At 62.3% G+C, this 12,924-nt stretch carries 13 protein-coding genes; all 13 read left to right on the forward strand.

The genetic code is table 11. The features are described 5' to 3' along the window. The first annotated feature begins 81 nt into the window (after positions 1 to 81). Positions 82 to 1,038: a flagellin N-terminal helical domain-containing protein gene (locus tag NOF55_RS03265; protein WP_306409869.1), complete on the forward strand. Its 957-nt coding sequence runs from the start codon at positions 82 to 84 to the stop codon at positions 1,036 to 1,038. 202 nt (positions 1,039 to 1,240) lie between these two features. Beyond that, a complete protein-coding gene (locus NOF55_RS03270) occupies positions 1,241 to 1,870 on the forward strand; it encodes a hypothetical protein (RefSeq protein WP_306409870.1) in 630 nt (209 codons plus the stop codon). Then, positions 1,867 to 3,060: a MotB family protein gene (locus NOF55_RS03275; protein WP_306409871.1), complete on the forward strand. Its 1,194-nt coding sequence runs from the start codon at positions 1,867 to 1,869 to the stop codon at positions 3,058 to 3,060. The genes NOF55_RS03270 and NOF55_RS03275 overlap by 4 nt, the downstream gene beginning before the upstream one ends. Positions 3,061 to 3,064: 4 nt before the next feature. Next, positions 3,065 to 4,318 carry a chemotaxis protein MotC gene (motC, locus tag NOF55_RS03280; RefSeq protein ID WP_306409872.1) on the forward strand — a complete coding sequence of 418 codons (1,254 nt, stop codon included), beginning with the start codon at positions 3,065 to 3,067 and terminating at the stop codon, positions 4,316 to 4,318. Then, positions 4,315 to 6,000: a flagellar hook-length control protein FliK gene (locus NOF55_RS03285; protein WP_306409873.1), complete on the forward strand. Its 1,686-nt coding sequence runs from the start codon at positions 4,315 to 4,317 to the stop codon at positions 5,998 to 6,000. Before motC ends, NOF55_RS03285 begins: the two co-directional genes overlap by 4 nt. Beyond that, complete coding sequence (locus NOF55_RS03290) at positions 5,930 to 6,502, forward strand: transglycosylase SLT domain-containing protein (RefSeq protein WP_306409874.1); 573 nt, start codon at positions 5,930 to 5,932, stop codon at positions 6,500 to 6,502. Before NOF55_RS03285 ends, NOF55_RS03290 begins: the two co-directional genes overlap by 71 nt. A 283-nt stretch (positions 6,503 to 6,785) precedes the next feature. Then, the gene (rem, locus tag NOF55_RS03295) at positions 6,786 to 7,457 is read left to right on the forward strand and encodes a transcriptional activator Rem (RefSeq protein ID WP_306409875.1); all 672 of its coding nucleotides are present in this window, start codon (positions 6,786 to 6,788) and stop codon (positions 7,455 to 7,457) included. A 424-nt stretch (positions 7,458 to 7,881) separates the two neighbouring features. Continuing rightward, a complete protein-coding gene (locus tag NOF55_RS03300; RefSeq protein ID WP_306409876.1) occupies positions 7,882 to 9,144 on the forward strand; it encodes a flagellar hook protein FlgE in 1,263 nt (420 codons plus the stop codon). Between the two features lie 23 nt (positions 9,145 to 9,167). After that, positions 9,168 to 10,610 carry a flagellar hook-associated protein FlgK gene (flgK, locus tag NOF55_RS03305; RefSeq protein ID WP_306409877.1) on the forward strand — a complete coding sequence of 481 codons (1,443 nt, stop codon included), beginning with the start codon at positions 9,168 to 9,170 and terminating at the stop codon, positions 10,608 to 10,610. A gap of 3 nt (positions 10,611 to 10,613) precedes the next feature. After that, positions 10,614 to 11,642 carry a flagellar hook-associated family protein gene (locus NOF55_RS03310; RefSeq protein WP_306409879.1) on the forward strand — a complete coding sequence of 343 codons (1,029 nt, stop codon included), beginning with the start codon at positions 10,614 to 10,616 and terminating at the stop codon, positions 11,640 to 11,642. 55 nt (positions 11,643 to 11,697) lie between these two features. Continuing rightward, a complete protein-coding gene (gene flaF, locus NOF55_RS03315; protein ID WP_306409880.1) occupies positions 11,698 to 12,045 on the forward strand; it encodes a flagellar biosynthesis regulator FlaF in 348 nt (115 codons plus the stop codon). Beyond that, a complete protein-coding gene (gene flbT, locus NOF55_RS03320; protein ID WP_306409881.1) occupies positions 12,042 to 12,491 on the forward strand; it encodes a flagellar biosynthesis repressor FlbT in 450 nt (149 codons plus the stop codon). Before flaF ends, flbT begins: the two co-directional genes overlap by 4 nt. After that, positions 12,482 to 12,907, forward strand: coding sequence for a flagellar hook assembly protein FlgD (flgD, locus tag NOF55_RS03325; RefSeq protein WP_306409882.1), 426 nt, complete (start codon positions 12,482 to 12,484; stop codon positions 12,905 to 12,907). The genes flbT and flgD overlap by 10 nt, the downstream gene beginning before the upstream one ends. Positions 12,908 to 12,924 lie beyond the last annotated feature (17 nt).

Genomic DNA, 12,924 nt, shown 5'->3' on the forward strand with positions numbered 1-12,924 from the left:
GGGTTTCGGCATGAATGCCAGAAGGCCGCAGCCGGTGTTCAGCCCGGCATGTTCCCGTCGACCGTACAGGGACCTCCTCTCATGTCTTATGTGATCATGACATCGAATTCCGTATCCGCCGCGTTGCAGACGCTGCTGTCTTCCAACACCCAGTTGACGGAGGCCCAGAAGCGCCTTTCGAGCGGCATGCAGATTTCCGACGCGAAGGACAATCCCGGTTACTGGTCCGTGGCCAATGCGTTGACCTCGGACGAAAGCACGCTCACCAGCGTCGGGGATGCCCTGAACCTGAGCGAGGCGATGATCGACACCGCCTATACCGCCATCACCACCGTGCTGGACCAGCTTTCGACGCTTCGGGCGACACTGGTCACGGCAACGGATTCGAGCGTCGACCGTTCGCTGACGAATGTCGCGGTCGAGGGCGCGAAGAAGGCGATCGAAACGGCGGTCATATCGGCGCAGTTCAGCGGCACCAACTGGCTCACGAACGGCGACGCCACCCTGGCCGGTACGAACAGTATCGTGACCTCCTTCCAGAGAACGGGGAACGGTTCCGTCAAGCTCCAGACGCAGGGCATCCCGGCTGCCGACACGATTCTGATCGATACCTATGACCCCGGCCGCGGCCTCCTGACCCGGTCGATCGACGCGAATGAGCTTAATCCCGACGGCACCGCGACGCCGCGCAACTATTACCTGCTCGCCCCGGGCGACGGCGGCACGGAAATCGCCGTGACCGACACCACGACCGAGGACGAGATCGCGGACATGATCGACGTGATCGAATCCATGATGGCGGATATTTCGGAGATTGCGAGCCGTTTCGGCGACATGCTGAACCGGGTTGCCAGCCAGTCGAGCTTCGCCCAGTCGATGGCCCAGACGCTGAAGACCAGCGTGTCCCGGCTGATCGATGCCAATATGGAGGAGGTCAGCGTGCGCGTGACGGCTGCGGAAACGCAGGCGTCGCTGGCGGCGGAGACCGTCTCGCTCGTCAATACCAACATGAAGAAACTCCTGCTCGTCTTCGGCTGACCGGAGAAAACGGCAGCGATCTTCATCCTCGCACAAGTTTGACGCCCTAGGCTCAGGAGGAGGTTTCTTCTGGCAAGGCTCCGTTCGGTGCCTGCCGGGATGACTGTCAGCAAAAGTTGGAGAGTTCCTTGGTGAAAAGCAGGGTTTCGAGACGGCCGGAGCGGGCCGTTCACGACGGTCCGCGCGGCTCCGGAGGTCGATGATGAGCGCGATGATCGCCCGCTACCTGAAAGATTTCGGCTCGCCGGTCGCGGAGCCGTTGCCGTCCGACGAGATGCCGTTCGGCTTTCCCGCCGTCGCCGGACCCGAGCCGGAAGAGTCCGTCGACGCCGAGGCCGAACTGCGCGAGACGCTGGCCCGGGAGCACGAGGCGGCGATGGCCGAGCTTTCCGAGCGCCATGCGGCGGAAATGGCCGCGCTGGCGGAGAGCCATGCGAAGGAAATGGCCGATGTCAGGGAGCGTTGCGAAACGGATCTCGTTGCCATGATCGCCAGCCGCATTACGGAAATGACCGGGACGATTGCCCATGCCGTGACCGAGGCTGCCGCGCAGGCGCTGGTGCCCGTTCTCAGCGAGGCGGTCGCCCGCGAGGCGGTCAAGGATTTTGCCGACATGCTGAAGGGCGCGATCGAGGAAGGGGAGGTTGCCCGCATCAGGCTGCGCGGCCCCGAAACCGCCTTCCGGCGATTGTCCGACCTTATGGGCGAAAAGGCGGAGCTTCTCGATTTCGAGGAAAGCGCCGAAATGGATTTGACGGCCGAGATCGGCACGGCCGTGCTGGTGACGCGATTGAGCGCCTTTGCCGCCGGCCTTGAGAAGGTGATGGAATGAGCGAGAGCGAAAGTCACCACCACGGCAAGAACGAGATCATCGTCATCAAGAAGCACAGGGGCGACCACGACGGCCATCACGGCGGCGCGTGGAAGATCGCCTATGCCGACTTCATGACCGCCATGATGGCCTTCTTCCTCGTGATGTGGCTGGTCAATGCCGCCAACGAGGAGACGAAGGCCTCCGTCGCGAGCTATTTCAACCCGATCAAGCTTTCGGACGACACGCCGGCCCAGAGGGGGCTGAAGCAGCCGTCGGAGCAGGCGGACGGGGAGCAGTCGGCCGAGCGCTCGAAGGTCGAGGACCAGACGGAAACGGAGATCGGCGGCAGCGCTGCAACCGGCCAGGACATGGCTGCGACCTCCGGCGACAGCAGTCATTATTCCGAGGCCGACCTCTTCCAGAACCCGTATGCGGTTCTGGCCGAAATCGCCCAGGAAGTCGGCCAGCAGGCCAATGTCAGCGCCAGGGGCGAGGGCGGTGCCGCCAATGCCGGCCCGGCCACGGGAGCATCCGGCGGCGAAGCCTATCGCGATCCTTTCGATCCGGATTTCTGGAGCCGCCAGGTCGAGGCCGCCAAGGTTCAGGCGCCGAGGGTCGAGGACAGTTCCCTGCCGGAAGCCGAGCAGACCGTCGCGGCCCGTCAGCCGGCCGAAACGGACAGGGCCGCTGCCGGGACGGCGGCGAACGCCGGCGAGGCGGCAAGCCAGGCCGCCGAGACCGCCCGCGAACAAAGGGCGGCCGACGATCTGGGCGATGAGATCAGGCAGCAATTGACCGGCGTCAGCGGCAGGCTGGCCGAGGGGCTCGTCGTGACGCCGTCGGAAGGCGGTCTTCTCGTGACCATTTCGGACCGGCAGGACGGCGCCATGTTCGCCGTCGGCTCGGCCGTTCCGCAGCGGGAAATGGTGCTGGCGATGGAGAGGATCGGCAATATTCTCAAGGAACGGCAGGGCCAGGTCGTCATTCGCGGCCACACGGACGGACGCCCCTTCACCGGCAGGTCGGGCGACAACTGGAGCCTGTCGATGGATCGCGCGCATGCGGCCTATTTCATGCTGGTGCGCGGTGGACTGGACGAGAAGCGCATCGAGCAGGTCTCCGGTTTCGCCGACAGGCGTCTTCAGGTGCCGAACGATCCGTTCGATCCGGCCAATCGCCGCATCGAAATCCTGCTTCAGGACGGCTGAGCCCATGACGAGACACAGCCAGCGGTTCCGGTTCCCTTCCTGCCTGCTGATCGGTGCGCTTCTGTGCGGAAACGCCGCCGCCGAGGACGAACTCGCCCCCTACAAGGTCGTGCGGTCGTTGCAGTTCGTGCAGGATTCGGTTGCCCAGGGAGACCACTCCGCCGGCGAGATGCAGCGGTTCATTCTGGAAACGATGGACGAGCGCCTGCGTGCCGCTCCCGTCTCGGTCTTCGACGACCCGCGCAATGTCGATGCCGCCCTGGTCTATGCGATGAGCGGCGGCAATCCGGCGACGCTCGAATATCTGGTGGCGCGCGATATCGAGGGCAATTTCGACAGCCGCGTGATCGACGCCCTGCGCAAGTATTTCGACGGACAGGGCGCGCTGGTCGCCCGCAGCCTGATCGACATGGTGCCGGAATATCGCGACACGAGGATCGGCGCCTATCTGGCGCTTGTCGCCGGCAACATCCTTCTCGGTTCGAACGTGAACGAGGCGCTCTCCTTCTTCGATCAGGCGCGGCTCACGGCCCCCGGGACCATCATCGAGGAGGCGGCGTTGCGACGCTCGCTGGCGATTTCGGTCGAGAGCAATCTCGTGCCGCGCGCGCTGGCGATGGCCAACCGGTATGTGCGCCGCTTTCTGCACTCGCCCTATGCCAGCCAGTTCGCGGACCTGTTCGTCCAGCTCGTGGTGGCGAATGACGGCGCGGTCACACACGACGATATCGCCGCGACGCTCGAAATGATGGACGCCGCGCGCGCCCGCGAAATCTATCTGCGCATCGCGCGTCGCGCCACGCTGGCCGGCAGGAGCGATCTCGCCCGCCATGCCGCGGCCGAAGCGGAGGCGCGGGCCTCTGCGGCGCCGGATGACGGACGCGAGGTCCTGGGCAGTCTCTACGGCAATGTCGCGGCGATTCCGAGCGGCGATGTGGCGAGTGCTGTGAAGGCGATCGACGATATTCCCGACGACCAGCTTTCCGAGCGCGACAGGGCGCTCAGGGACGCGGCAAGGGCGGTCGCGGAACAGATTATGCAGACACCGGCCGTCCCTGCAAGCCACACGCAAGTGGGGCAGGGCAATACGGTCGATGAACAGGTGAAGGACGATCCGGTCGCGGCCCCCGGGCAGACACCGGCCGGCGGCGCATCCGATCCGCAAGCGGACGATGCATACCAGTCCTTCGTCGAGCGCGGTCGCTCGCAACTCGATGCGATCGACGCGCTCCTGAAGCAGAAAGGCATGTCGAGATGATGGATGCACTCAGTCTGCTGGTGAAGCCCGCGCCGGAGCCCGCGGCTTTCGCCAAATCCGGTAAGGCCGTCAAGGGAGGCGATACTGCCGAGAAGGGCAGTTTTTCGCGTGAACTCAAGGGGTTGAACACGGATGAGCGCGGCGGCAAGGGAGCAGGCCGCGGCGCCGTTTCCACCGAAACGGAACAGGCCGAGACGGATGCGGACAGCGCTGACGCCGCGAAGGCGAACGTGAAGATCGCTCCGGCGGCAGCCGGGCCATCCTCGTTTGCGAGCCTCAAGGCCGAATTGCAGACGGCGGTCGATGCGACGTTCACAAGGAACGTTCCACAGCAGCCGGACAAGACCGTTCAGGCACCGGAAATGGAGCTGGAGGTTCAGGTGCCGGACGAGGGGCTGACGGAGCGCATTCTGCCCGAGCCCGTCGAAGGCGAGGCCGTGCCGGCGAGTGAACGCGATGCCGGGCGGAAGCCCGGGGCGGGGGAGACGCAGACGGTCGACAAGACCGACCACAAGGTCAGGATCAAGGGTGCCGATTTTTCAAAGGCAGGTGGCGATAGCGGCTTCACGGTGGACCGCCGGACCGCAACGCAGATCGCCGACCGGATAAAGGTGGACACGCCGAAGAGCGGCGCGGCAAAGGCCGATACCGCCCCCGATACGGACGCCCCGGATGCGAAGGACACGGCGGATACCGGGGATGCCGCCACGGTCGATGCCGGGCCGAAGGCGGATGCCGAAACGCTGACCAATGTTCTGGGCCTTCTGGCCGCCGGCGGCAACGTGACCGACCGCGTCGAGCGGAAGCAGGATGCCGGCAACGGCATGCGCGAGCCGGAAAAGATCGGCAATACCGGCAGGATGTCTGCGGAAACGCAGGATGCCGGGGTGGACATCGGCACCGCCAATGGTGAGGGCGAGGCGCTGGCGACGGATGGCCAGTCCGATCGCCTCTTCCGTCTGACGCGCGGCGAAGGGCGGGGGCAATCCGTCGACCTGAAGATCGCCAGCACGGCCAGCGGCCAGATCGACGTGGAGGCACGCTCGCCGGCGAGCGGCCAGGCGGAAACCGTCAATGTGCTCGAGACGCGCCGTTATCTCGGCTTCAACGCACCGTCGAATTCCTCGACCCTCACGGCGGCTCTGGCCGGAAACGACGAATGGGTCAGTGCCATGCACCCGTCGGCACGCCTTGCCAACGCCGCCCAGCAATCCAGCACCGGGCAGGTCGTCAACACGTTGAAGCTGGAGCTCAATCCGCACGCGCTCGGCACCGTGACCGCGGTGCTGCGCCTTTCGGGCGACGAACTCAACGTGCATCTGACCGTGCATACGGCGGCGGCGTATCGGGAAATGCGGGAGGATTCCTCGGCGATGCTCGACGCCTTGCGGTCGCAGGGCTTCAGCGTCGATCAGGTGACGGTCAGCATGGCGTCGGGCGCCTCGTCTTCCCAGGACGGTGGCGATGCTTCGAGCCGTTTCGCACAGCAGCAACAGCAGAACATGCAGCAGGCAGCCGGTGAAGGCGGCCGCAACGGCGACCGGGGCGCACCGCAGAACGGGCGCCAGGACGGCTCTGATGGCCAGTCGGGTGTCGCAGCAGGACGCAGCGATGACAGTGAACAGAACCTCGCCCCTGCGCGTGGCGCTGGCGCTCCTCGCCCTAGCCACGTTTACATCTGAGGCTTGGGCTGCCGGCGGCTCGTGCGAGCGGCAGATCGAGGCCGCCGCCCGCAAATATGGCATTCCCGAAGGCATCCTGTACTCGGTCGGTCTGACGGAGACGGGCCGCAAGGGATCGCTGAGCCCGCTCGCGCTCAACGTCGAGGGCAAGGCCTATTTCGCGAAATCTCCGGCGGAGGCGCTGACACGCTTCAACCAGGCCCGCAATGGCGGCGCCCGGCTGATCGATATCGGCTGCATGCAGATCAACCATTACTATCATGGCGCAGAATTCGCGTCCGTTCAGGAGATGTTCGATCCGGGACGGAATGTGGAATATGCGGCACGCTTCCTGAAATCGCTCCACGACAGGCATGAGACCTGGACGATGGCCGTGGCCAGATACCATGCCGGTCCCAATAACGACCCTGCCCAGAAACGCTATGTCTGCCGCGTCATCAGCAATCTGGTCGCGACGGGCTATGGAAAATGGACGCCGGAAGCTTCACGCTTCTGTAGCTGAATGCAACCTTTAATCTATTGATTCGCACGCAATGCGGTGTTCGGCGAAATAAGGCAACATTTCGTGCATTTTGTGACTGCAAGACTCTTGTTAAAAAACCGTTAACTTTTCCACGCGAAAATAGTGCTATTCCGCCTTAAGGCCTACTACATCTAGGCCAAATCATGGCATTATGGTTAATCAATTATTAATTTCTCCCAGTAAGTTCCTCCAGTTGTTCCAGATTCGTCCGATTCGTACCCATAGTACATCGAAAACACCACACTGATTCGGAGGCGGACGAATGATCGTAGTGGTTGATGAGCGCGAGCTCGTTAAGGACGGCTATACATCTCTTTTTGGGCGCGAAGGAATTCCGTCCACAGGTTTTGATCCCGGTGAATTTGGCGAATGGGTCAACACGGCAGCAGATTCCGATATCGCTGCCGTCGAGGCCTTTCTGATTGGCCAGGGCGAGCGGGCGCTGGAACTGCCGCGGGCCATTCGCGACCGGTCGCAGGCCCCGGTGATCGCGGTCAGCGACCAGCCCTCCCTGGAGGCGACGCTGGCGCTGTTCGACTGTGGCGTGGACGATGTCGTCCGCAAGCCGGTCCACCCGCGGGAAATCCTGGCTCGTGCCGCGGCGATCCGCCGCCGGCTGAAGGCCGTCGCGAACGTCACCGAAGTCGGTCCGATCCGGGTCTTCTCCGATGGACGCGATCCGGAAATCAACGGCGACGTTTTCCCGCTGCCGCGCCGCGAGCGCCGCATTCTGGAATATTTGATCGCAAACCGCGGCCGGCGCGTGTCCAAGACGCAGATCTTCAACGCGATCTACGGCATCTTCGACGAGGAAGTCGAGGAGAACGTGGTCGAGAGCCATATTTCCAAGCTGCGCAAGAAACTGCGCAAGAAGCTGGGTTTCGACCCGGTCGATTCCAAGCGCTTCCTCGGCTACTGTATCGACTGGGAATGAGCGACGCGGCGGTCCTCTGGAAGAGGGCTGCGCGACCGAGACCGATATCCGCCACCCGTGGCGGATGTTCCTTGAAGGCCCCGTGAATGGTACGGTTCCGGGGCAGCCGGCAAGGGCCGGCGATGCGTTTCGAAACGGGCCGGACGGTCGGGTCGACCAGCTCCGGGAAGACGAACGCAGAGTCGACAATAATCGAAATAAAAGAATGACTTCATGGTGCGCCGGCAAGCCGTCCGGGTTTGCGCGTCCGCGAGATCGCTTGCCGTGCGGTTCACTCCGATCTTCGGCATCGTCGCCGGAGCGCCATGCCGGAAATCGGGAAATCGGAATGCGGACAAGGGCGGGGCTAAAACGGAAGCACATCCAGCTTCACGCAAGGCCCGCCGCATAGTCTCGAATGCAACGACTGAAACGAGGGTCTCAGATGAGCATCTACGGAACGATGAAGACTGCCGTGTCGGGCATGAATGCCCAGGCGAACCGCCTGAGCACGGTCGGCGACAATATCGCCAACGTGAACACCACTGCCTACAAGAAAGTCTCGACGGCGTTTTCGTCCTTCGTGCTGCCATCCGGCAGCGGCAGCTACAATTCGGGCGGCGTGACGACCACCGTCGTCAACTCGGTTTCCCAGCAGGGTTCGCTGACGTCGACCTCCTCCGATACCGATCTTGCGATCAACGGCGACGGTTTCTTCGTGGTGCAGAACTCGGCGGGCGCCACCTACCTGACCCGCGTCGGCTCCTTTTCGCTCAACGAGGAGGGCTATCTCGTCAACGCGAACGGCTTCTCGGTTCTCGGCACCGAAGTCGGCGGCATCGCCAACACCTTCTCGGATCTCTCGCCGGTCAAGGTGCAGGCTTATCAGTTGACCGCGGTCGCCACGACCAGTGCGACGGGTAACACCAACCTGGACCTGAGCGCCGAAGTCGTGGATGCGGCGGCGGACGACACGGCAGCCGACAATACGGCGGATTCGGTCTATACGCTCAAAAGCTCGCTGACCACGTACAACAACGCCGGTACCGAAATAACCTACGACGTCTATTACACGAAGACGGACGACAACACGTGGGAAGTGGCGGTCTACGACGCGGCGGATGCGGATCCCACGAGTTCCACGGGCTTCCCCTATGCCTCGTCCGCCATCACGACGGCGACGATGAACTTCGATTCGTCGACCTACCTGCTGTCCTCGATTGAAACCAACGGGGTCGTCAGCACGGACCTGACGCTCGACATCGACGGCATTTCGCTGGATCTGTCGAAGACGACGCAATACGACGCAGACAGCTTCTCCAAGCTGGCGAGGGACAACGGCAATGCGCCCAGTTCTCTGGATGCGCTGTCGGTCGATTCGGCCGGCGTCGTCTATGCCGTCTATGAGAACGGAACCCAGCTCCCGATTGCTCAGATTCCGCTCGCAACGGTGATCAGCCCGGACAATCTCTCGATGGGAACCGGCAACGTCTACAGCCTCACCAGCACGTCGGGCGCCGCGGTCCTCGGCTTTGCCGGCGATCCCGGCTTCGGCAACATCGTTTCCAGCTCGCTCGAAACCTCGAACGTCGATCTCGCCAACGAACTGACGGAGATGATCGAGGCCCAGCGCAGCTACACCGCGAACTCGAAGGTGTTCCAGACCGGTGCGGACGTTCTGGACGTTCTGATCAACCTGAAGAGATAATTCCAAGCTTTAAGGATTGACGGATGTCACTCGCATCGACTCTCAATACGACAAAAAGTATTTTCAACAATACTTCTGCCCAAAGCGCTGTCGTTTCCACGAATATCCAGAATGCGAGCAATCCCGACTATAACAAGCGGTCGGCGACGACATCCGTCAACATCTACAGCGGCGCCGTCATTCTCTCCACGGAGAGGGCGCAGAACAGCGCCCTCCTCAAACAGGTCCTGAACTCCACCTCGGTCGATTCCGCCCAGCAGGAACTGGTTTCGACGATGGACCAGATCAGCGCCCTGCTTGGCGGCGACAGCTATTCGCTCTCGCCGTCGACCTATCTGGCCACGTTCCGCGACACGCTGACGACCTATGCCGAGACGCCGAGCGACATCACGCTGGCCCAGTCGGTGGTGGCTGCGGCGCAGGACGTCGCCAACTCGCTCAACAATATGTCCGACGGCGTGCAGTCCCTGCGCGTCGAGGCCGACAACGAGATCGCCACGCAGGTGGCGACGCTCAACAGCCTGCTGGCCGAGTTCAAGGTCGCCAACGACGCCGTCATCAAGGCGACCGCGACCGGCCAGGACCCGAACAGCGCCATCGACAAGCGCGAGGCCCTCGTCAAGCAGATCTCCGGGATCATCGGCGTTTCGACCTACGTGCGCAGCGGCAACGACATGGCGCTCTATACCAGCGCCGGCACCACGCTGTTCGAAACGGTGCCGCGCAATGTGAGTTTCTCCGCCTCGGTGGCTTTCGCCGCCGGCGGCGAGGGCAACGGCATCTATATCGACGGCGTCAAGGTCGATGCCGGCGACGGCGCCAGCACGACGGCCCGCGGCAGCCTCCAGGCGCTGCTGCAATTGCGCGACAATGTTCTGCCGACCATTCAGGACCAGCTGGACGAAACCGCCCGCGGCCTGATCTCCCTCTTTGCCGAAACGGATGCGTCGGGCGACAGGATCGCCGGCCTGTTCACCACGAAAACCGGCGCCGCCGTCGATTTCGATACGGCGGAAATCATCACGGGCCTGGCATCCTCGATCACGGTTTCCAGCACGGCGGCAAGCTCTCCCTTCACGCTGCGCGACGGCAACATCTCCGGCGAAAGTGTCAACGACGACGATGCCAGCGGCTTCTCCGATCTGCTGCGCGATTATCTGAGCGCCTTCGATGCTCCGATCGACTTCGACGGCGCGGCGAAGCTCGGCACGAACGTGACGCTTCTGGACTACGCGACGGATACGGTCGGCTGGATCGAGGAATTCCGTAGCAGCGCCACGACCGCGAGTGAAACGACCGGCGCTATGCTGGTCCGGGCGTCCGAAGCCTATTCGAACAATACGGGCGTCAATCTGGACGAGGAACTCATTCTGCTCCTCGATATCGAACAATCCTACAAGGCTGCTTCCAAGCTTCTGTCGACCATAGACGAGATGCTGAAGGCGCTGATGGCAGCGACGGGTTAAATCATGAAAACTTCCACCATTTCGTCCCTTTCGGTCAGCAATGCCATCCAGCTGGTGGTGTCGCATGCCCAGAAGGAAGCCGTGAAGCTGGAAAACGAGTCCGTGACCGGCACCTACTACGATGTCGGTCTCGAACTGGGTGTGAAGACCTCGCAGAGCCTGAATTTCAATCGCGAAAGCGCCCGCCTTCAGTCGATCGTCGATTCCAATGCGCTGGCCGCACAGCGCATGGAGACGTCGCAGCTGGCGATGGGGCAGATGGCCGCCTCGGCCCAGTCCATCCTCGACACGTTCGTCGGCGTCACCGGCGCCAGCGACGGCACGTCCTCGACCGTCGCCGCCAACACGGCGCTCGCGGAACTGGAGAACTTCGCAGGCGTCGCGCTGACGTCGGTCAACGGTGAGTTCGTCTTCTCCGGCATCAACACGGATGCCCAGACGCTGCCGACGGGTTTCATAGACGATATCAAGCAGGACTTCAGCGACGCGCTCGACACCTATCTGGCGGCGAACGGCCTTGGCAGCGTCAGCGACATGACCGGCGACGACGTGGACGCGTTCATCGCCGATTATACCGCCGCTTTCGACTGGTCGAGCTGGACGAATGCCTCCGATACGGTCATGTCGAGCCGCATCAGCATGACGGAAACGGTCAAGACCTCGGCCAGCCTGAACGGAGACGGGTTCAAGAACCTTGTTCTTTCGGCTATCATAGGCTCGCAGCTCACCCGCGAGAACATGCAGTCGGATGCGCTGGCGCAGGTCAAATACAATGTGGTCGAGATTTCCGGCGCCGCGGTCTCGGGCATCAATGCGGCACAGAGCCAGCTCGGCCTGTCGCAGTCCCGCATCGAGAATGCCAACGAGACCCTGGCAACCCAGAAGACGATCATCGACACGCAATTGTCGAATCTCGTCAGCGTCGACCAGTACGAGGCGAATGTGCGTCTGACGGCCCTGATGACGCAACTGGAGACATCCTACACGATTACCGCGAAAATTCAGCAGCTCAGCCTGGTGAACTTTCTCTGAGACGTGAACTTCTCCCGATGAATGGGAGACTGGCCGTAAACATGAAGGAAACACGATGTTTCAGTTTTCTTACGCCGAAGTCATGGCAGATGATGTTGCCGACGCCAAGGAGCGAGAACGTCAGGTTCTTGACCGGTCGATCGAGCTTCTCGCCGCTGCCCGCGACCGGGGCGGATTTTCGAGGGAATCCATCGAGGCCCTGTTCTATACGCGCCGTGTGTGGCTTCGCTTCATCGAAGACCTGAAGCAGCCGGACAATGCGTTGAGCGTCGAACTGCGCGCCAACCTGATTTCCATCGCAATCTGGATCATGAAGGAATGCGAGCGCATCAGGCGGCGGGAATCGACGAACTACCAGGGAATTATTGACGTAACCACCATCATCAGGGATGGCTTGAAATGAAAAGTACGCTCCGAATCTCGCTGAAGTCCGGCGAAAAGATCTTCATCAACGGCGCGGTTCTGCGCGTCGACCGCAAGGTCGCGCTGGAATTCCTCAACGACGTGACTTTCCTCCTGGAAAATCACTTCCTTCAGCCGGAAGACACGACGACGCCGCTGCGCCAGCTTTATTTCATCGCCCAGATGATGCTCATCAATCCGGAAGGCAAGGAGCAGTCGATGACGCTGTTCCGCAAGTCGATCATGATGCTGCTGTCCTGCTTCCGCAACGAGGAGATTCTCGCCGAGTTGAAGCGGATCGACGCGATGGTTTCCTCCGGGCGCCCCTTCGATGCGCTCAAGGCCATCCGCATGCTCTATCCGGCCGAAGACCTCGTCCTGTCCAACCAGGAAATCACGCCGGCCATCATCGACGACATTCGCAGGGAGATCGCACCGTGGCGGTAGACAGCATCAACAGCGCGACGGCGACGACGACCGCCACCGCAACCAAGGCTTCCTCCTCCGACGCCAAGACGGCTTCGCTGGATTACGATTCCTTCCTCAAGCTGCTGCTGGCGCAGATGAAGAATCAGGACCCCACCGATCCGATGGACGCATCCGAGCAGCTTTCGCAGCTCGCCACGTTCTCGCAGGTCGAGCAGTCCATCAAGACGAACTCGCACCTGGAGAACCTGATCACCATCGGTTCCCTTTCGAACGCGGCGTCCTATATCGGCAAGACGATCACGAGCGTGGACGGGCTGACCTCCGGGGTGATCGCTTCCGTCAGGGTCGCTTCCGACGGTGTTACGGCGACGACCACGGACGGCAAGGAAATTCTCGTTGAGGAAGGCATCAAGATCTCCGAGACTGAGACCTGACCCTTGAATGATTCGGA

Source organism: Ectorhizobium quercum, assembly GCF_026552795.1.
GTDB classification, from domain to species: domain Bacteria; phylum Pseudomonadota; class Alphaproteobacteria; order Rhizobiales; family Rhizobiaceae; genus Ectorhizobium; species Ectorhizobium quercum.